Source organism: Streptomyces sp. JN8 (genome assembly GCF_055808075.1).
In genome coordinates this window covers 4,447,067-4,465,503 of record NZ_CM147852.1, presented here as the reverse complement: position 1 = coordinate 4,465,503, position 18,437 = coordinate 4,447,067, and the positions used below count along the sequence as shown (strand labels likewise).

Sequence of the window (18,437 nt, the reverse complement as noted above, 5' to 3'; positions counted from 1 at the left end):
GCCCCGTCGGGTCCCCCTGCCGAAACCTTCAGTCTCCGTACCGCGGGTGGACCAGCGTCGACGGGGGCAGGGCCGTCCCCCGCGCGCGCTCGGCGCGGCGGGCCGCGGCCGCCAGGGTGTCCTCGCCGAGCGAACGCAGCCGCGGCGCGTCGGGGGCGAGACCGAGGGCGGGCGGGCGGCCGCCCGGTGCGGCCAGCAGGAAGCCCCAGTCGCCGGGCCCCCGCCCCGTGGCGGCGGTCCGGTCGGCACGGTCGGGTCCGGCGGCGAAGCCCGGGGTGCGGCCGCTCGCGCTGTAGGGACGCGTCGCGAAGCCCGCGGCCCGCAGGGTGGCGTCCACGGTCCAGTAGGTGCGGGGCCGGTCGGCGACGGAGCCCGCGTGCACGGCGAACCGCCCGGCGGGCGTGAGGACCTGGGCGACGAGCCCGTAGAACTCCTGCGCGTACAGCTTGGCGCTGGGGGTGATCCCGGGGTCGGGCAGATCGGAGATCACCACGTCGTACCGTTCCTGCAGACGGCCGGTGGCGCCCCGGAGCCAGTGGAAGGCGTCCGCGTGGACCACCCGGACGCGCGGGTCGCGGAACGCCTGGGCGTTGAGCCCGGCGAGCGCCGGGTCCGTCCGGGCGAGGCGGACGACCCCGGGGTCGAGCTCGACGACGGTGACGGAGCGGACGCCGGGGTAGCGCAGGACCTCGCGGGCGGCCATGCCGTCCCCGCCGCCGACGATCAGCACGCGGCCGTGGCCGCCGTTCATCGCGGGGTGGACCAGGGCCTCGTGGTAGCGGTACTCGTCCCGGCCGGCGACCCGCAGGCGCCCGTCGAGGAACAGGTCGGGCGGGCCCTCCGGGCTCCCCGTCACGACGATCTCCTGGAGGTCGGTGTGGACGGCGACCCGCACCCGCTCCCCGTACACCGCGCGGCGCGCGGCCTGCTCGAAGTCGTCGACGAGCACGGTCGCGGTGGCGAGGACCGCGAGCACCGCCACGTTCACCGCGACGAGCAGCGCCCGGGAGCGGGCGGTCAGGTCGCGGCGGAACACCCAGAGGACGAGGCCGCCGCCCGCCACCGCGTTGACCGCGCCGGTGACCAGGGCGCCGGTGAGCTGGCCCAGCCAGGGCAGCAGCAGGAAGGGGAAGGCGAGGCCGCCGACGAGCGCCCCCACGTAGTCGGCGGCGAAGAGGTCGGCGACCGTCCCGGCGGCGTCGTCCTGCTCGCCGAGCGAGGCCTTCCGCCCGGACCGGCCCGAGCGGTCGCCCCGCTGTATGAGCGACATGAGGAGCGGGATCTCCGCCCCGACGAGCACCCCGATGGCGAGGGAGAACGCCACGAGGACGTACCGCGACTCGCCGAACCAGGCGAAGGCCGCGTACAGCACCATCGCCGAGGTGCCGCCGACCAGCGCGAGGCCGGCCTCGACCAGGCCGAAGCCCACGGCGGCGCGGCAGCGCAGCGCCTTGGCGAGGAGCGAGCCCACCCCCATGGCGAAGACCATGACGGAGAGCACCACGGAGGCCTGGGTGACCGAGTCGCCGATCAGGTAGGAGGCGAGGGCGACCAGTTCGAGCTCGTAGACCAGGCCGCAGGCGGCGCAGACGAAGACCACCGCGAGCACCGGGAACCGGACCGTTCCGCCCGGTGGATCGGGCCGCCGCGCGGGCGCCCGCCGCACCTCCTTGGGTGGCATGGTCACGGTCGGCTCGATCATGACCGTAACGCTACGTCACGGCTCGGACGCTCCCTGTCACCCACACGAGTGGATCTGGGGCGCCGAGAGGGCGTATCAGAGCGTTGCGGGCATACGTACGCCGATACGCGTCCTGGTCACCACCAACTGCCCCTCCTGCGGGTAGGCGTGCCAGGTCCGCCAGCGCACCTGGCCCTCGTGGCGCTGCGCCAGCATCGCCGTGAAGGCGTGCGGGGAACCGGGGAAGGTCCCCGCCAGCCCCTGGGGATGGTCGGCGACGAGCGCCAGCAACTCCTGCGCACGGCCCGCGAAGGAGCCGTGCGAGAGCGTCTCGACGCGGGCGGCGAACTCGTACTCCCATCCGCCGACGCGCTTGGAGACGCCGAGCGGCAGCGGGGTGCTGCTGCCGGGCATGCAGGCCACCGTCTCCGAGCAGCTGCCGCCGTCCTCTTCCAGGAGCACCTGATGAGAGGCACCGAGCAGCCTCAACTGCAGTTTTGCGCCCGTGAGTTCGAGGTCGAGCACGGCCAGGGCGGGAAGCGGCTCGCGCCCGAGGGCCCAGGCGAGGTCGGCCGCGCGGGTGTCGGTGTAGGAGGTCTTCAGGGTGGTGAGCATGGGTCGGCTCCGCAAACACGGTTTGACGGGTGGGCCGGGGGCGCCCCGGAGAATCCACGGAAGTGGGGAATCGCAGGCTCGGGTCCACACACGGTCCGAGGGCTGTCTCTGTCAGGAGCGAGAGAACCACGGACCCGGACGACTCGCAGCGTTTTTACCCAACTTGCTGTGTTTTCCAACCCCTTCGGGGAGCCCACAGTTCACTTGTTCAAACAGAACCGGTCGACGGGCAGCGGCCGCTTGCCCACGTCACGTGCCACACGCCTGCGGCCCCGCCGGCCTACGGGGCGCCGCCGCCCGGCGACGAGCCGACCGACGCCGCCGCCCGGCCCCCGCCGCCCGGGCGGTTCGGATCGTGGTGACGACCGCCCGGCCCGCCGCCCGCCCGGCCCCGCTCAGCTGCCGCCGCCGCAGCCGCCGCCCCCGCAGCTGGACGAGCCGCCGCCGCAGGAGCTGGAACCCCCGCCGCAGCCGTGTCCGCCGGAACCGCCGTCCACCCAGGCGCCGCCGCTGCTCGCCCCGGCACGCCGTCCGCGCGACCGGGACCGCGACCGCGACCGACCGCTCCCGCCGCCGAGACCGCCCCGCACGGCCATGACGACCGCCGCGACGACCAGGACCCCCATGACGATGAAGAATTCCATCTGTACTACCCCCGTTCGGTTGTGCGAGGGGGATTCCCGTCCCGACACCCCGTCAAAGCGCACTTGAGGAACTCCAGAGCTTCGCCGCAGGATGGCCGTCATGACACGACCGCCGCTCAACCGCCGCCTCGCCGAGTTCGGGACGACGATCTTCGCCGAGATGTCCGCGCTCGCCGCCAGGACCGGGGCGATCAACCTCGGCCAGGGCTTCCCCGACACCGACGGCCCCGAGGAGATCCGGGAGGCGGCGGTCCGCGCGCTGCGGGACGGCCGCGGCAACCAGTACCCGCCCGGCCCCGGCGTCCCCGAGCTGCGGTCGGCGATCGCCGACCACCAGCGGGACCGGTACGGCCTCGGGTACGACCCGGACACCGAGGTGCTCGTGACCGCGGGCGCCACCGAGGCGATCGCGGCGGCCCTGCTCGCCCTCGTCGAGCCGGGCGACGAGGTCGTCGCCCTGGAGCCGTACTACGACTCGTACGCCGCCTGCGTCGCCATGGCCGGCGGCACCCGGGTCCCGGTCACCCTCCGCCCGCACGAGGGCGCGTACGTCCTGGACCTCGACGAACTGCGGGCCGCCGTCACCGACCGGACCCGGCTGATCCTGCTCAACACCCCGCACAACCCCACCGGCACCGTCCTCACCCGGGCCGAACTGACGGCCGTCGCCGAGCTCGCCGTCGAGCGGGACCTGCTCGTCGTCACCGACGAGGTGTACGAGCACCTGGTCTTCGACGACGCCGAGCACGTGCCGATCGCGAGCCTGCCGGGCATGCGGGAGCGCACGGTCACCATCGGCTCGGCCGGCAAGACGTTCTCCTTCACCGGCTGGAAGGTCGGCTGGATCACCGCGAGCCCCGAGCTGACCTCGGCGGTCCGCGCCGCGAAGCAGTTCCTCACCTACGTGTCGTCCGGCCCGTTCCAGTACGCGATCGCCGAGGCGCTGCGCCTCCCCGCCGCCTACTTCGACACCCTCCGCGCCGAGCTCTCCGCCAAGCGGGACCTGCTCGGCGAGGGCCTCGCCCAGGCCGGCTTCGCGGTCTACAAGCCCGCCGGCACCTACTTCGTCACCACCGACATCCGCCCCCTCGGCGCCGAGGACGGCTTCGCCTTCTGCCGCTCGCTGCCCGAGCGCGCCGGCGTCGTCGCCATCCCGAACGCCGTCTTCTACGACCACCGCGAGGCCGGCGCCCCCTTCGTCCGCTTCGCCTTCTGCAAGCGGACCGAGGTCCTGGAGGAGGCCGTCTCCCGCCTGAAGCGCCTGGGCTGAGTCCGCGCCGCGCACCCGGACACGCGAAAGCCCGGCCCCCGTGAGGGGGGCCGGGCTCCGGTGGTGCCGTGGGGGAGGCTCAGGCCTCCTCGTCGCCGGCCTTGTCCTCGGGGGACTCCAGGCCGAACTGCTCGACGATCCACTTGTCGAACTCGATCGAGGCGCGGACCCAGCTCACCGTGGAGGACACGAAGTGCTCCAGGGCGACGCCGGTGCCGATCAGCATCTGGGCCTCGCCGATGAGGCGGAGGGTGGCGGAGCCGTCCTCCTCCTCGTGGAGGTGGGTGTAGACCTTCGGCCACAGGGTGCGGCGGTTCCAGTCGTCGATCGCGTCGAGGATCTTGGCGCGGTCGTCGGCCGAGTGCGGACGGTCGTAGAACGTCCGGACCGAGAAGACCTGCTGCTCGTCCTCGCCGCGGAACATGAAGTACGTGCGGAATTCCTCCCACGGCGCGGCGAGGTCACCCTCGTCGTCGATGACGTACTTCAGTTCCATCTGCTCGAGGAGCTGCTTGACGAGGTCCTGGTCGGGGACGACGGGGCCCGCCGGTCCTGCGGCCTGAGGCTGGGGCTGGCCCCCGAAATTCGGAATCGAGGACGGGTCGATGCTCACCGTGTATTTCCCTTCGTACGGATGCTCGCCATCCTCCCCCATGCCGGGCGGTACGTGGCAAGTCCCGCCTCCCGCGATCCGCTGCGGGCTGACAAGATCTGGTCCTCATGGGGGAGACATCAGGGAAGAAGGCCGGTCCGGTGAAGCCGCGGGCGTGGACCTGGGTGTGGGTCTCGGCGGCGGTGACCGTGTTCTGCGGCGGGCCCGCGGCCGTGCTGGTCTGGGGCGCGACGGCCTGGAGCGAGATCGGTGAACCGGAGCAGGTGGACTGCGCCGAGGTGATGACCTTCGCGCGGGGAAGCCTCCCGGCGAGCGCCGAGGACGCCCGCTGCACGGCGGCCCACTGGCAGGAGACCGTGGCGGAGGCCGAGTTCCGGATGCCCCGCGACGAGGTCGGGGGGTGGCTGGAAGCGACCTACCCGGCCGGGAAGCCCGCCTTCTCCTGCGAGCAGGACCGGTGCGTGGACGTGTCCTTCGACGAGGCGCTGTTCGTGCACCTGCGGGTCACGTACGAGGACGGCGGCACCGCCCTCGTACGTGTCCGGGCCTTCGACACCTGAGCTACCGCGCCGCCCCCACGATCAGGCCGTCCTCGACGCGGTCCACCCGGACGGTGTCGCCGTCCCGGATCTCGCCCGCGAGGATCTCCCTGGCGAGCCGGTCGCCGATCGCCGTCTGGATGAGACGGCGCAGCGGCCGGGCGCCGTACGCCGGGTCGTTGCCCTCCTCGGCGAGCCACTCCAGGGCCTCCGGGGAGACCTCCAGGGTGAGCCGCCGGTCGGCGAGCCGCCGGGCGAGGCGGTCGATCTGGAGCCGGGCGATCCGGCCCAGCTCCGCCCGGTCGAGGGCCGAGAAGACGACGAGGTCGTCGAGGCGGTTGAGGAACTCCGGCTTGAAGCTCGCCCTGACCACGTCCAGGACCTGCTGCTTCTTCACGTCCGCCGGGGTCAGCGGGTCGACCAGGTACTGGCTGCCGAGGTTCGACGTGAGGATCAGGATGGTGTTGCGGAAGTCCACCGTCCGGCCCTGCCCGTCGGTGAGCCGCCCGTCGTCCAGGACCTGGAGCAGGACGTCGAAGACCTCCGGGTGCGCCTTCTCCACCTCGTCGAGCAGCACCACGCTGTACGGGCGGCGGCGGACCGCCTCCGTGAGCTGGCCGCCCTCCTCGTACCCGACGTAGCCGGGGGGCGCGCCGACCAGCCGGGCGACGCTGTGCTTCTCGCCGTACTCCGACATGTCGATGCGGATCATGGCCCGCTCGTCGTCGAAGAGGAAGTCCGCGAGCGCCTTCGCCAGCTCCGTCTTGCCGACACCCGTGGGGCCGAGGAAGAGGAAGGAGCCGGTGGGACGGTCGGGGTCGGCAATGCCCGCGCGGGTGCGACGGACGGCGTCGGAGACGGCCTGGACGGCCTCGGACTGGCCGATCAGGCGCCGGCCGAGCTCGTCCTCCATGCGCAGCAGCTTCTGCGTCTCGCCCTCCAGGAGGCGGCCCGCCGGGATGCCGGTCCAGGAGCCGACCACGTCCGCGATGTCGTCGGGCCCGACCTCCTCCTTGACCATGGTGTCCTTCGAGGACTCCTGCTGCGCCTCGGCCTCGCTCGCCTCGGCCAGCTCCCGCTCCAGGGCCGGGATCTCCCCGTAGAGCAGCTTGGAGGCGGTGTCGAAGTCGCCGTCACGCTGGGCGCGCTCGGCGCGGCCGCGGGTCTCGTCCAGGCGCTCCTTGAGCTCGCCGACCCGGTTGAGGGACTGCTTCTCCTTCTCCCAGCGGGCGGTGAGGCCGCGCAGCTCCTCCTCGCGGTCGGCGAGGTCGCGCCGCAGCTTCTCCAGGCGCTGCCTGCTCCCCGCGTCGGTCTCGTTCTTGAGGGCCAGCTCCTCCATGCGGAGCCGGTCGACCGAGCGCTGGAGCTCGTCGATCTCGACCGGCGAGGAGTCGATCTCCATGCGGAGCCGGCTCGCGGCCTCGTCGACGAGGTCGATGGCCTTGTCGGGGAGGAAGCGGGAGGTGATGTAGCGGTCGGAGAGGGTCGCGGCGGCCACCAGCGCGGAGTCGTTGATCTGCACCTTGTGGTGGGCCTCGTACCGGCCCTTCAGTCCGCGGAGGATCGCGATGGTGTCCTCGACGGTGGGCTCGGCGACCAGCACCTGCTGGAAGCGGCGCTCCAGGGCGGGGTCCTTCTCGATCCGCTCGCGGTACTCGTCGAGGGTGGTCGCGCCGACCATGCGGAGCTCGCCGCGGGCCAGCATGGGCTTGAGCATGTTGCCCGCGTCCATGGCGGAGTCGCCGCCGGCGCCCGCGCCGACGACCGTGTGCAGCTCGTCGATGAAGGTGATGATCTGGCCGTCGCTCGCCTTGATCTCGGAGAGCACGGTCTTCAGCCGCTCCTCGAACTCGCCGCGGTACTTCGCGCCGGCGACCATGGCGCCGAGGTCGAGCGAGACCAGCCGCTTGTTCTTGAGGGACTCGGGCACGTCGCCCTTCACGATCCGCTGCGCGAGGCCCTCGACGACGGCGGTCTTGCCGACGCCGGGCTCGCCGATGAGGACCGGGTTGTTCTTGGTGCGGCGGGACAGCACCTGCACGACGCGGCGGATCTCGTGGTCGCGGCCGATGACCGGGTCCAGCTTGCCCTCGCGCGCGGCGGCGGTGAAGTCCGTGCCGAACTTCTCCAGCGCCTTGTACTGCCCCTCCGGGTCGGGTGTGGTCACCCGGCGTCCTCCCCTGCTCTTCTCGAACGCGTCGAGCAGCTTCGAAGCGCTCGCGCCCTGCGCGTCGAGGATCTCACCGGCCTGTCCGCCCTTGGCCGCGATCGCGACGAGGAGGTGCTCGGTGGACAGGTAGTCGTCGCCGAGCTCCTTGGCCTGCCGGTCCGCGTCGGCGATGACGGCGAGGAACTCGCGGCTGGGCTGCGGGGGCGCGACCGTGGACCCGGTGACGCTGGGCAGGGCGGCGAGCAGCCGCTCCGCGCCGGCCCGCACGACCGCCTGGTCGGCCTCGACGGCGGCGAGCAGGTCGGTGATGTTCTCGTTGTCCTGACCGGTCAGCAGCGCGAGCAGCAGGTGCGCGGGGGTCAGGTCGGCGTGCCCGAGGGACACGGCGCGGCTGCTGGCCGCGTTGATCGCGTCCCGGCTCCGGTTGGTCAGTTCGGCGTCCACGTGCGGTGCTCCTCCTGGATCGTTCGGGGTCCTCTCCCTTTATGACTCTTCCAGCGTACACAAAGTTGAGTCGATTGCGCTCAAGGTGTCGGAGGGAGCTCCGCCCCCGGTACGTTCCGTGCATGGCGACCGACCCGAGGAACCCCTCCGACTCGTACCTCAGCTTCTGGCGCGAGTACCACATGTGCACCCTGACCACCCCGCGCCCGAACGGCACCCCTCACGTCGTGGCGGTGGGCGTCACCTACGACCCCGAGGGCGGTTTCGCGCGGGTCATCACCAACCGGCACAGCCGGAAGGTGGCCAACGTCCTGGCGGCGGGCGCCGCGGGCGCGCGGGTCGCGGTCTGCCAGGTCGACAAGGGGCGCTGGGCCACCCTGGAGGGCGTCGCGCGCATCCGCACGGAGCCCGAGGTGGTCGCGGACGCGGTGGCGCGCTACGCGGAGCGCTACGGGCGCACGCCGGCCGAGAACCCGGACCGGGTGGTCGTCGAGATCACCCTGACCCGGGCGATGGGGCGCGCCTGAGGGAGGCCCCCGATCGTACGGGGGCAGCACAGCGGCGCCATCGCGTTTCAGGTCCGCGATGGCGCCGCTGTGTGGGGGAAGTGCCGGAGCGATCTACAACGACGGGGGAATCGCTCAGGCACTGCGGGGGGTGGCGGTGATGGTCTCGGGTTCGATCAGCTGGTGGTCCCGCTGGTCGAGGTTGACGAAGATCATGCCGTACCGGATGGCACAGCGGATGGGCTGTGGGGCGCCGCGGGGACGGCGGAGGCAGCGGTAGGCGCGGACGTCCTCGTCCTGCTCCCGTGCCACCACGATCGGCTCTCCGAAGAGGGTGATCTTCAGCGCGTCGCCACGGTGGGGGATGGCCGTGGCGAGGTCGACGAAGTGCCACCCGGACCGGTAGGCCGAAGCCATCTCCCGGCGGAACCTGGGGTCGTCCGGCGGCACGGTCACGCCCCCGCGCCCCTCGAATCGATCTCCCAGGACGGCTCGTAAGGAGCAGCGAGCACGACGTCCCGGGGAGAGCTCTCCCACGAGGGTTCGCCGGGTCCCGCGACCACCTCGTGCGCCGGGGTGCTCTCCCACGAGGGCTCGTCCGGCCCTGCCACGGAGTGCGCCGGGGTGCTCTCCCACGAGGGCTCGTCCGGCCCTGCCACGGAGTGCGCCGGGGTGCTCTCCCACGAGGGCTCGCCGACGGCGAGTGCGCCGAGAGCAGCCGCCGCAACGGCTATGGCGCTAAGTGCACGAACCATCCTGGTCATGGCCGATCTCCACCTCTTTTGATCACTACCTCCCCCCCGCGAGTAAGACGATGGCTCACTCCCGACCCTTTCCACCAGCCAACCCGGGCATCATGTTCCTGTAATTCATGACCCTGAGGGGGGTGCAAATGAGGCGAGAATGCGACGAGTCCGTTCATAAGCACAGTCACGGTGAACTATGCGACGTGGGCAAGGAGCTCTATGCGAGTGCCCTCCGCACCGGCCGCATAGCCCGTGCGGACGCCGAAGCCGCCCCCTGCCTGAGGGAACTCTCCCTCCTGCACCCGGACCCGGACGACAGCGAGTGCCTGCGTCCCGTGCCGCCCTCGATCGCCCTGAACCAGCTCGTGCACCCCATCGAGCAGGAGATACAGGTCCGGCGCCAGCACGCGCTGGCCCTCGCGGACGCTTTCGAGCCGTTCATGGCCATCCACACCCAGGACCCCACCGGCACCCAGGCCATCACGGTCCTCGAAGGCCTCAGCGTCATCAACGCCGCGCTCGACCGCGCCATCAACGAGTGCACCGAGGAACTCCTCACCATCCAGCCCGGCAGCGGCCGCCGCCCCGAGACCCTCGAAGCGGCCCTCCGCCGCATGGAACCGCTGCTCGACCGCGGGGTCCGGATGCGGACGCTCTACCAGCACACCGCACGGCACCATCCCGCCACCCTGGCCTACGTCGAACGCGTCGCGCCGTACGGGCTCGAACTGCGCACCCTCGAGGAGATCGTCGACCGGCTGATCATCGTCGACCGCAAGGTCGCGTTCGTGCCCGCGCGCAGCGACCGCCAGGTCGCCCTCGAACTCCGCCACGAGGGCCTCGTGCAGTACCTCGTCGGCGTCTTCGACCAGTTCTGGCTGCACGGGGTGCCCTGGGAGGACGAGATCCCCTACAGCCCCTCCGTGGACGGCATCGGCGGCGTCCAGCGCTCGATCGCCAAACTCCTCGTCGAGGGCCACGTGGACGAGGCCATCGCCCGCCGCCTCGGCATGAACGTGCGCACCTGCCGCGCCCACATCGCCAAACTCGCCGCCGCCCTCGGCAGCGGCAGCCGGGCCCAGCTCGGCTACCTGATCGCGCAGTCGGGCATCCTCGAGGGAGACACCTGACCACCGGACACCTGACCAGCGCCGAACGGGACAACTCACCACCGTGTACGTACAGATCGACCTCGACGGGCCCGCCGGGACCCTCCGCGTCTCCGGGCACGACCTGCCCACCGTGGAGCTCGTACGGGCCCCCGGGACCCGCCCGGACACCCATACGCCGATCGGCACCCGCAAGCCCGCCCTGCTCGCCCTGACGGTGGCCGGGGAACCCGCCGTCATCAAGCCGGCCCGCGCGCGGCTACTGCGCCGCTCCTACCGGGTGGACGTCCGCGTGGACGGCCTCCGCTACCGGCTCGTCCCCAGCTCGTACGTGGACAGCCGGTTCACCCGGAACGGGAAGGCGCTCGGGACCCTGGAGTCCAAGGGGGACGGCACGGTGTACCCCGACTGGGACCCGGCCGCCGCCCCGACCCCGCTCGACCACGCCGTCGGCACCGCCCTCGCCGCCGCGTTCGGCACGGGCGCGTCGCCCTGGTGGGAGACCGTCGGCGACATCGTGGCGGAGCTCATCCCGTAGCGGCGGGGTCCCGGGCCGCCGACCGCCCCGGGTCCCCGCCGCCGGCCCCGTACACGCCGAAGCCCCCTCCACGACCGTGGAAGGGGCTTCACGCGTCCAGGGGCGCCCGGCGCGGGGCCGGGCCGCCGGACGGGGGCCTACTCGCCGCGCTTGGGACGCCAGACCACCAGGGCGCTCGCCTGCTGCACGTCCTGGTACGGCACCAGGTCGCGCCGGTACGAGGCGTGCACCTGGGCCTCGCGCTGCCGCATCGCCGCCGCCGCGCCGTCGACGGCCGCCGACAGCTCCGCGATCCGGCTCTGCAGCGCCGCGACCTGGTTCTCCAGCTCGATGATGCGCTTGATCCCGGCCAGGTTGATGCCCTCGTCCTGCGACAGCTGCTGCACCTGCCGGAGCAGCTCGATGTCACGGGCCGAGTAGCGCCGGCCACGGCCCGCCGTGCGGTCCGGGGAGACCAGACCGAGGCGGTCGTACTGACGGAGGGTCTGCGGGTGCAGACCGGAGAGCTGGGCCGCCACCGAGATGACGTACACCGGCGACTCGTCGGTCAGCTCGTACGGATTGCGTCGGCGCCCGTCCACCGGGTCACGCTCCCTTCGCTGCCTGGAACAGCTCCGCCCGCGGATCGTCGGAGGCGGTCGCCTCGCGATAGGTCTCCAGGGCGTCCCGTGCCTTGTCGTCCAGCTCCTTCGGCACCGCGACCTCGACCGTCACGAGGAGGTCGCCGCGGGTGCCGTCCTTGCGGACCGCGCCCTTGCCGCGGGCGCGCATGGTCCGGCCGTTCGGCGTGCCCGCGGGCAGCTTGAGGGTGACCGCGGGGCCGCCGAGGGTCGGCACCTTGATCTCGCCGCCGAGCGCCGCCTCCGTGAAGGAGACCGGCACCGTGACGGTGAGGTTGTCGTCCTTGCGGCCGAACACCGGGTGGGAGTCGACGTGCACGACGACGTACAGGTCGCCGTTCTGCCCGCCGCGCTCCCCCGGCGCCCCCTTGCCGCGCAGCCGGATCTTCTGGTTGTCGGAGACCCCGGCCGGGATGCGGACCTGCATGGTGCGGGAGGACTTGGCCCGGCCGCTGCCCTTGCAGACCTCGCAGGGGTTCTCGGCGATCAGGCCGCGGCCCTTGCAGTCCACGCAGGGGTCGGTGAGCGAGAAGCCGCCGCCGCTGCCGCGCGAGACCTGTCCGGTGCCGACGCAGGTCGGGCACACCCGGGGGGTGCCGTTCTTGTCGCCGGTGCCCGAACACGCCGTGCACGGCTGCTGGCTGGACATCCGCAGCGGTACGGTCGCGCCCTCGATGGCCTCGGTGAAGCTGAGCGTCACCTCGGACTCGATGTCCTGGCCGCGCCGGGGCTGGGTGCGGGCACCCGCGCCGCCGCCGCGGTTGAACAGGCCGCCGAAGACGTCCCCGATGCCGCCGCCGCCACCGCCGCCGAAGCCGCCGCCCGCGCCGCCCTGGGCGCCTCCGAAGAGGTCGCCCAGGTCGAAGTTGAACGAGCCGCCCGCCCCGGGACCGCCGGCCCGGAAGCCGCCGTTCCCGAAGAGGGCGCGGGCCTCGTCGTACTCCTTGCGCTTCTTGGGGTCGCCGAGGATGTCGTTCGCCTCGGAGATCTCCTTGAAGCGCTCCTCGGCCTTGGCGTCGTTCTTGTTGGCGTCCGGGTGGTTCTCGCGGGCGAGCTTCCGGTACGCCTTCTTGATCTCGGCCTCGGTGGCGTCCTTGGGGACGCCGAGAACCTTGTAGTAGTCCTTCTCGACGAAGTCCTTCGTGCTCATCGACGTCCCTCCTTCCGGACTGCTCCGGGGTCTGTCACCGCTGTGCGGCCGGTCGCGCTACCCCTCCTCGGGGGCACCGCTCTCCTCGTCCGTGGACGACTTCGCGTCGTCCTTGGCCGGTGCCGCGCCCGGCTGGGGCTCGGCGACGGCCACGCGGGCGGGCCGGATGGTCCGCTCGCCGATCCGGTACCCCGGCTGCAGGATCGCCACGCACGTCGTCTCGGTGACGTCCGGCGCGTACGAGTGCATCAGGGCCTCGTGGATCGTCGGGTCGAAGGGCTCGCCCTCCTTGCCGAACTGCTGCAGACCCATCTTGGCGACGACGGTCTCCAGCGATTCGGCCACCGACTTGAACCCGCCCACGAGCTCGCCGTGGTCCCGGGCCCGGCCGACGTCGTCGAGCACCGGGAGCAGGTCGCTCAGGAGGCTCGCGACGGCGATCTCCTTGACCGTGACCCGGTCCCGCTCCACGCGGCGGCGGTAGTTCTGGTACTCGGCCTGGAGCCGCTGGAGGTCCGCGGTGCGCTCCTCGAGCGCCTTGCGGGCCTGGTCCAGCTGCGCCAGCAGAGCCACGTCAGTCGTGTCCCCGGCCGGGGCCGCCCCCTCCGCCTTGTCGGCGGAGGCGGCGGCAGCGGCGGTCTCGGGCTCCTCGGGCGTGCCGTCGGCGGGGACTTCGGGCTTCTCCTCGAAGCCCGGGGTCTCCTCCGACATCAGGCAGCGCCGCCCTTCGGCTTGTCCTCGTCGACGATCTCGGCGTCGACGACGTCGTCGTCGGCCGGGGCCTGCTGGCCGGCGCCGGCGTCGCCGCCCGCGGCCTGCGCGCCCTGGGCGTCGGCGTAGAGCGCCTGGCCGAGCTTCTGCGAGACGGCCGCGACCTTCTCGGTGGCGGTGCGGATCTCGGCGGTGTCCTCGCCCTTGAGCTTCTCCTTCAGCTCGCCGAGCGCGGCCTCGACCTCGGCCTTGACGTCGCCGGGGACCTTGTCCTCGTTGTCCTTGAGGAACTTCTCCGTCTGGTAGACGAGCTGCTCGCCCTGGTTGCGGGACTCGGCGGCCTCGCGGCGGCGGTGGTCCTCGTCCGCGTACTGCTCGGCCTCCTGGCGCATGCGGTCGACCTCGTCCTTCGGCAGCGAGGAGCCGCCGGTGACGGTCATCTTCTGCTCCTTGCCGGTGCCGAGGTCCTTCGCGGTCACGTGCATGATGCCGTTGGCGTCGATGTCGAAGGCGACCTCGATCTGCGGGACGCCGCGGGGCGCCGGCGGCAGACCGGTCAGCTCGAACATGCCGAGCTTCTTGTTGTACGCCGCGATCTCGCGCTCGCCCTGGTAGACCTGGATCTGCACGGACGGCTGGTTGTCCTCGGCCGTCGTGAAGATCTCGGACCGCTTGGTCGGGATCGTGGTGTTGCGCTCGATGAGCTTGGTCATGATGCCGCCCTTGGTCTCGATGCCGAGGGACAGCGGGGTCACGTCGAGGAGCAGGACGTCCTTGACCTCACCCTTGAGGACACCGGCCTGGAGCGCGGCGCCGATGGCGACGACCTCGTCCGGGTTGACGCCCTTGTTGGCGTCCTGACCGCCGGTCAGCTCCTTGACGAGCTCGGCGACGGCCGGCATACGGGTCGAACCGCCGACGAGGACGACGTGGTCGATCTCGGAGAGGTTGATGCCCGCGTCCTTGATGACGTTGTGGAACGGCACCTTGCAGCGGTCGAGCAGGTCCGAGGTCAGCTGCTGGAACTGGGCCCGGGTGAGCTTCTCGTCCAGGTGCAGCGGGCCCTCGGCGGAGGCCGTGATGTACGGCAGGTTGATGGAGGTCTCGGTCGAGGACGAGAGCTCGATCTTCGCCTTCTCCGCGGCCTCGCGGAGACGCTGGAGAGCCATCTTGTCCTTGGCCAGGTCCACGCCGTGGCCGTTCTGGAACTGCGTCACCAGGTAGTCGACGACGCGCTGGTCCCAGTCGTCGCCACCGAGGTGGTTGTCACCGTTGGTGGCCTTCACCTCGACGACGCCGTCACCGATCTCCAGGAGGGACACGTCGAAGGTGCCGCCACCGAGGTCGAAGACGAGGATCGTCTGGTCGTCCTTGTCGAGGCCGTACGCGAGGGCGGCCGCGGTGGGCTCGTTGACGATGCGCAGGACGTTGAGGCCCGCGATCTCACCGGCCTCCTTGGTGGCCTGGCGCTCCGAGTCGTTGAAGTACGCCGGCACGGTGATGACCGCGTCGACGACCTTCTCGCCCAGGTAGGCCTCGGCGTCGCGCTTCAGCTTCTGCAGGATGAAGGCGCTCATCTGCTGCGGGTTGAAGTTCTTGCCGTCGATCTCGATCTTCCAGTCGGTGCCCATGTGGCGCTTGACCGACCGGATGGTCCTGTCGACGTTGGTGACGGCCTGACGCTTGGCCACCTCGCCGACGAGCACCTCACCGTTCTTCGCGAAGGCGACGACGGACGGCGTGGTCCTGGCGCCCTCGGCGTTGGTGATGACGGTGGGCTCGCCGCCTTCCAGAACGCTGACGACGGAGTTAGTCGTGCCCAGGTCGATGCCGACCGCACGTGCCATTTCGATTCCTCCAGCTGACGTACTTGAGTGGATCTGACTCAAGGATGCACGACGACGCCGATCGCGTCAACAGACCTGAGTGGAGAGGGCTCAACTCTTCGACCTTTATCTCACTCATACGGGGGCGGGGGCGCGTCGATCCCGGGTCGGGGCGGGGAGCGCGTGAGAGAGTCCGGATGCCCCTTGCCGGGCAAAGCAGGCATATCCCACGAATATCCCATGATGCTCACACGGTCCCTCGGAAGGGTGTGGGAATGACGGCCAAGCGCACGTTCGACCTCATGGGCGGGCTCGCCCTCCTGCTCGCGCTCTCCCCGCTCCTCGCCGCCGTCGCCCTCTCGGTCGCCCTCGGCTCGGCGACCCCGGGCCGGGGCGTGCTGCGCCGGCGTACGGTGGCCGGCCTGGAGGGGCACCCCTTCACGATGCTGACCTTCCGCACCCGCGGCCCGCTGGCCGCCCTGCCCCTGCTGCTGCATGTCGTCGAGGGGCGGATGTCGCTCGTCGGACCCTGCCCCCTGTCGCCGTCGCACCGCGAGTGCGCGGGCGAGGGGCGCCGCCGGCTCTCCGTCCGCCCGGGACTCACCGGACCGTGGCAGATCAGCGGACGCTCGGACCTCCCGTGGGAGGAGCGGGAGCTGCTCGACCTCCACTACGTGGACCACCACTGGCTGGGGATGGACCTGCGGATCCTTGCGCGTACGCTTCCAGCAGTCCGCAGACGGCGCGCGGCAAGGTTTGCCTGAGCGACACAGATCACCGCGAGCGCCGCTGCATCACGAGGCCCCGAACGGGTAATCTCAGCACGGACTAGATAAGTTACCGCTTAGTAGGCTCGGCTCAGGCACTGAGCGGGCCCGCCCGAGGAGCCCGTCATGCAACTCGCCGCGATCATTGTGTCGCTGACGCTGACCGTGGTCGGCGTTGCCCTGCTCGCTCGCGCCGTCGGCCAGTTCGTCTCGTACTTCAAGCTCGGACAGCCGGTCCCGGCCGGGAGCCGTACCGACAACCCGTACCAGCGGAGCGTGACGCTCGTCCGGGAGTTCCTCGGCCACACGCGCATGAACCGCTGGGGCATCGTCGGCTTCGCCCACTGGTTCGTCGCCGTCGGCTTCCTCACCCTGCCGCCCACCCTGGCCCAGGCCTTCGGCCAGCTCTTCCAGGCCGACTGGACGCTGCCGGTCATCGGCGGCTTCCTCCCGTTCGAGCTGTACATCGAGTTCATCGGCGTGATGACGATCCTCGGCATCGCCGTGCTGATCGTCATCCGCCTGCTGAGCCTCCCGGGCCGGGCCGGACGCAAGTCCCGCTTCGCCGGCTCCAAGGCGGGCCAGGCGTACTTCGTCGAGTACGTCATCCTCACCATCGGCCTCGCCATCTACGTGCTGCGCGGCCTCGAAGGCGCGATCCACCACGTCGAGCACTACGAGGCCGCGTACTTCGCCTCGTACCCCCTGGTCCTGGCCTTCAAGGGCCTGAGCGTCCCCACCCTCCAGACGCTCATCTACTTCACCGCCATGGTGAAGATCAGCACCTCGTTCATCTGGATGATCGTCGTCTCGCTCAACACCAACATGGGCGTCGCCTGGCACCGATTCCTCGGCTTCCCGAACATCTGGTTCAAGCGGAACGCCGACGGCTCCACCGCCCTCGGCGCGCTCCAGCCGATGACGACGGCCGGCAAGGAGATCGACTGGGAGGACCCGGCCGAGGACGCCGTCTTCGGCGTCTCCCAGGTCGAGCAGTTCTCCTGGAAGGGCATCCTCGACTTCTCCACCTGCACCGAGTGCGGCCGCTGCCAGTCGCAGTGCCCCGCCTGGAACACCGGCAAGCCCCTCTCCCCCAAGCTCCTCATCATGTCGCTGCGCGACCACGCGCACGCCAAGGCGCCGTACCTGCTCGCCGGCGGCGGCAAGGACATGGAGGGCAACGAGAAGGCGACCGAGGAGCAGCTCAAGGACGTCCCCGCGTCGGCGATCGCCGAGGCCGAGCGCCCCCTCATCGGCACCGCCGAGGAGAACGGCGTCATCGACCCCGACGTCCTGTGGTCCTGCACCACCTGCGGCGCCTGCGTCGAGCAGTGCCCGGTCGACATCGAGCACATCGACCACATCGTCGACATGCGCCGCTACCAGGTGATGATCGAGTCCGCGTTCCCGTCCGAGGCGGGCACGATGCTCAAGAACCTGGAGAAGAAGGGCAACCCCTGGGGCCTGGCCAAGAAGCAGCGCGTCGAGTGGACCAAGGAGGTCGACTTCGAGGTCCCGATCGTCGGGAAGGACGTCGAGGACCTCTCCGAGTTCGACTACCTGTACTGGGTCGGCTGCGCCGGCGCCCTGGAGGACCGGGCCAAGAAGACCACCAAGGCCTTCGCGGAGCTCCTGCACATGGCGGGCGTCAAGTTCGCGATCATGGGCGGCGACGAGAAGTGCACCGGTGACTCCCCCCGCCGCCTCGGCAACGAGCCGCTGTTCCAGCAGCTCGCACAGGAGAACGTCGCGATGCTGAACATGGCGTTCGGCGAGTCCCTCGACGAGGACGGGGGCGTGGACGAGTCGACGAAGAAGCCCAAGTCGGCCAAGAAGATCGTCTCCACCTGCCCGCACTGCTTCAACACCATCGCCAACGAGTACCCGCAGCTCGGCGGCGAGTACGAGGTCATCCACCACACCCAGCTGCTCCAGCACCTCATCGACGAGGGCAAGCTGGTCCCGGTGACCCCGGTCGAGGGCCTGATCACCTACCACGACCCGTGCTACCTGGGCCGTCACAACAAGGTCTACACGCCGCCGCGCGAGATCATGTCCGCCGTCCCCGGCCTGCGCCAGCAGGAGATGCACCGCCACAAGGAGCGCGGCTTCTGCTGCGGCGCCGGCGGTGCCCGGATGTGGATGGAGGAGCGCATCGGCAAGCGCATCAACAACGAGCGCGTCGAGGAGGCCCTGTCCCTCAACCCGGACATCGTCTCCACCGCCTGCCCGTTCTGCCTGGTCATGCTGACCGACTCGGTCAACGGCAAGAAGAACGACGGCAAGGCCAAGGAGTCCGTCACGGTCGTCGACGTGGCGCAGCTGCTCCTGGAGTCGGTGAAGACCCCGGTGGACCCGGAGCCGGAGCCCGCCGAGGAGCCGGAGCCGGAGCCGGCGAAGTAGCACCACCCGGTACGTGAGAGAGGGCCGCCCCGCACACGCGGGGCGGCCCTCTCCGTGTGCGGGGGCGTCGTGCGTCGGGCCGGCC

Annotated in this window: 18 protein-coding genes; 7 read left to right on the top strand and 11 right to left on the bottom strand. The window is 71.2% G+C overall.

The features are described 5' to 3' along the window. Positions 1-28: 28 nt before the first annotated feature. The 3 genes from ACY0MR_RS19710 to ACY0MR_RS19700 form a co-directional block, all read right to left on the bottom strand. Entirely contained in the window at positions 29-1,702 is a 1,674-nt protein-coding gene (locus ACY0MR_RS19710; protein ID WP_473554432.1) for a polyamine aminopropyltransferase, read from the bottom strand. Between the two features lie 75 nt (positions 1,703-1,777). Beyond that, positions 1,778-2,296: a DUF2617 family protein gene (locus ACY0MR_RS19705; protein ID WP_361856279.1), complete on the bottom strand. Its 519-nt coding sequence runs from the start codon at positions 2,294-2,296 to the stop codon at positions 1,778-1,780. Between the two features lie 395 nt (positions 2,297-2,691). Beyond that, on the bottom strand, positions 2,692-2,940 hold the full coding sequence (locus tag ACY0MR_RS19700; protein WP_404083746.1) for a hypothetical protein: 249 nt from the start codon (positions 2,938-2,940) through the stop codon (positions 2,692-2,694). A gap of 100 nt (positions 2,941-3,040) precedes the next feature. On the opposite strand from ACY0MR_RS19700, the gene ACY0MR_RS19695 reads away from it, so the two are divergent. Then, entirely contained in the window at positions 3,041-4,210 is a 1,170-nt protein-coding gene (locus tag ACY0MR_RS19695) for a pyridoxal phosphate-dependent aminotransferase (RefSeq protein ID WP_404083749.1), read from the top strand. A 79-nt stretch (positions 4,211-4,289) separates the two neighbouring features. Here ACY0MR_RS19695 and ACY0MR_RS19690 read toward each other — a convergent pair whose 3' ends face one another. After that, positions 4,290-4,823, bottom strand: a complete 534-nt coding sequence (locus tag ACY0MR_RS19690) for a type III secretion system chaperone family protein (protein ID WP_361856286.1) — start codon at positions 4,821-4,823, stop codon at positions 4,290-4,292. Positions 4,824-4,930: 107 nt separating this feature from the next. On the opposite strand from ACY0MR_RS19690, the gene ACY0MR_RS19685 reads away from it, so the two are divergent. Further along, positions 4,931-5,383, top strand: a complete 453-nt coding sequence (locus ACY0MR_RS19685; protein ID WP_392868071.1) for a hypothetical protein — start codon at positions 4,931-4,933, stop codon at positions 5,381-5,383. 1 nt (position 5,384) lies between these two features. On the opposite strand, the gene clpB is transcribed toward ACY0MR_RS19685, so the two are convergent. Continuing rightward, a complete protein-coding gene (gene clpB / locus ACY0MR_RS19680; protein ID WP_404083753.1) occupies positions 5,385-7,976 on the bottom strand; it encodes an ATP-dependent chaperone ClpB in 2,592 nt (863 codons plus the stop codon). A 122-nt stretch (positions 7,977-8,098) separates the two neighbouring features. Between clpB and ACY0MR_RS19675 the strand changes: the two genes are divergently transcribed. Further along, complete coding sequence (locus tag ACY0MR_RS19675; RefSeq protein ID WP_361856295.1) at positions 8,099-8,503, top strand: pyridoxamine 5'-phosphate oxidase family protein; 405 nt, start codon at positions 8,099-8,101, stop codon at positions 8,501-8,503. Positions 8,504-8,617: 114 nt separating this feature from the next. On the opposite strand, the gene ACY0MR_RS19670 is transcribed toward ACY0MR_RS19675, so the two are convergent. Together ACY0MR_RS19670 and ACY0MR_RS19665 are read right to left on the bottom strand one after the other, a co-directional pair. After that, entirely contained in the window at positions 8,618-8,938 is a 321-nt protein-coding gene (locus tag ACY0MR_RS19670) for a Rieske (2Fe-2S) protein (protein ID WP_030323603.1), read from the bottom strand. Further along, positions 8,935-9,246, bottom strand: coding sequence for a hypothetical protein (locus ACY0MR_RS19665; RefSeq protein WP_473554426.1), 312 nt, complete (start codon positions 9,244-9,246; stop codon positions 8,935-8,937). The genes ACY0MR_RS19670 and ACY0MR_RS19665 overlap by 4 nt, the downstream gene beginning before the upstream one ends. A 107-nt stretch (positions 9,247-9,353) precedes the next feature. Here ACY0MR_RS19665 and ACY0MR_RS19660 point away from each other — a divergent pair, with 107 nt between their 5' ends. After that, positions 9,354-10,358, top strand: coding sequence for a helix-turn-helix transcriptional regulator (locus ACY0MR_RS19660; protein ID WP_361856302.1), 1,005 nt, complete (start codon positions 9,354-9,356; stop codon positions 10,356-10,358). 43 nt (positions 10,359-10,401) lie between these two features. Next, on the top strand, positions 10,402-10,875 hold the full coding sequence (locus tag ACY0MR_RS19655; protein ID WP_388801700.1) for a hypothetical protein: 474 nt from the start codon (positions 10,402-10,404) through the stop codon (positions 10,873-10,875). 137 nt (positions 10,876-11,012) lie between these two features. On the opposite strand, the gene ACY0MR_RS19650 is transcribed toward ACY0MR_RS19655, so the two are convergent. From ACY0MR_RS19650 to dnaK, 4 genes are read right to left on the bottom strand one after another with little or no spacing between them, the layout of a single operon-like run. Next, positions 11,013-11,456: a heat shock protein transcriptional repressor HspR gene (locus ACY0MR_RS19650; protein WP_015034631.1), complete on the bottom strand. Its 444-nt coding sequence runs from the start codon at positions 11,454-11,456 to the stop codon at positions 11,013-11,015. Positions 11,457-11,460: 4 nt separating this feature from the next. Then, positions 11,461-12,645 carry a molecular chaperone DnaJ gene (gene dnaJ, locus ACY0MR_RS19645; protein ID WP_388801703.1) on the bottom strand — a complete coding sequence of 395 codons (1,185 nt, stop codon included), beginning with the start codon at positions 12,643-12,645 and terminating at the stop codon, positions 11,461-11,463. A 57-nt stretch (positions 12,646-12,702) separates the two neighbouring features. Beyond that, complete coding sequence (gene grpE / locus ACY0MR_RS19640; protein ID WP_388801706.1) at positions 12,703-13,356, bottom strand: nucleotide exchange factor GrpE; 654 nt, start codon at positions 13,354-13,356, stop codon at positions 12,703-12,705. After that, positions 13,356-15,203, bottom strand: a complete 1,848-nt coding sequence (dnaK, locus tag ACY0MR_RS19635) for a molecular chaperone DnaK (protein ID WP_388801709.1) — start codon at positions 15,201-15,203, stop codon at positions 13,356-13,358. The genes grpE and dnaK overlap by 1 nt, the downstream gene beginning before the upstream one ends. A 254-nt stretch (positions 15,204-15,457) precedes the next feature. Between dnaK and ACY0MR_RS19630 the strand changes: the two genes are divergently transcribed. Continuing rightward, positions 15,458-15,946 (top strand): sugar transferase, encoded by a 489-nt coding sequence (locus ACY0MR_RS19630; RefSeq protein ID WP_361849680.1) that lies wholly within the window; start codon positions 15,458-15,460, stop codon positions 15,944-15,946. A gap of 129 nt (positions 15,947-16,075) precedes the next feature. Beyond that, positions 16,076-18,352, top strand: a complete 2,277-nt coding sequence (locus tag ACY0MR_RS19625) for a (Fe-S)-binding protein (RefSeq protein ID WP_388801713.1) — start codon at positions 16,076-16,078, stop codon at positions 18,350-18,352. Positions 18,353-18,437 lie beyond the last annotated feature (85 nt).

Excerpts from the sequence above, each read along its gene's own strand:
- grpE (WP_388801706.1), bottom strand. The coding sequence starts at position 13,356 with ATGTCGGAGGAGACCCCGGGCTTCGAGGAGAAGCCCGAAGTCCCCGCC.
- ACY0MR_RS19665 (WP_473554426.1), bottom strand. The coding sequence starts at position 9,246 with ATGACCAGGATGGTTCGTGCACTTAGCGCCATAGCCGTTGCGGCGGCT.
- ACY0MR_RS19685 (WP_392868071.1), top strand. The coding sequence starts at position 4,931 with ATGGGGGAGACATCAGGGAAGAAGGCCGGTCCGGTGAAGCCGCGGGCG.
- dnaK (WP_388801709.1), bottom strand. The coding sequence starts at position 15,203 with ATGGCACGTGCGGTCGGCATCGACCTGGGCACGACTAACTCCGTCGTC.
- dnaJ (WP_388801703.1), bottom strand. The coding sequence starts at position 12,645 with ATGAGCACGAAGGACTTCGTCGAGAAGGACTACTACAAGGTTCTCGGC.
- ACY0MR_RS19695 (WP_404083749.1), top strand. The coding sequence starts at position 3,041 with ATGACACGACCGCCGCTCAACCGCCGCCTCGCCGAGTTCGGGACGACG.
- ACY0MR_RS19705 (WP_361856279.1), bottom strand. The coding sequence starts at position 2,296 with ATGCTCACCACCCTGAAGACCTCCTACACCGACACCCGCGCGGCCGAC.
- ACY0MR_RS19625 (WP_388801713.1), top strand. The coding sequence starts at position 16,076 with ATGCAACTCGCCGCGATCATTGTGTCGCTGACGCTGACCGTGGTCGGC.
- ACY0MR_RS19700 (WP_404083746.1), bottom strand. The coding sequence starts at position 2,940 with ATGGAATTCTTCATCGTCATGGGGGTCCTGGTCGTCGCGGCGGTCGTC.
- ACY0MR_RS19710 (WP_473554432.1), bottom strand. The coding sequence starts at position 1,702 with ATGATCGAGCCGACCGTGACCATGCCACCCAAGGAGGTGCGGCGGGCG.
- ACY0MR_RS19675 (WP_361856295.1), top strand. The coding sequence starts at position 8,099 with ATGGCGACCGACCCGAGGAACCCCTCCGACTCGTACCTCAGCTTCTGG.
- ACY0MR_RS19630 (WP_361849680.1), top strand. The coding sequence starts at position 15,458 with ATGACGGCCAAGCGCACGTTCGACCTCATGGGCGGGCTCGCCCTCCTG.
- ACY0MR_RS19660 (WP_361856302.1), top strand. The coding sequence starts at position 9,354 with ATGACCCTGAGGGGGGTGCAAATGAGGCGAGAATGCGACGAGTCCGTT.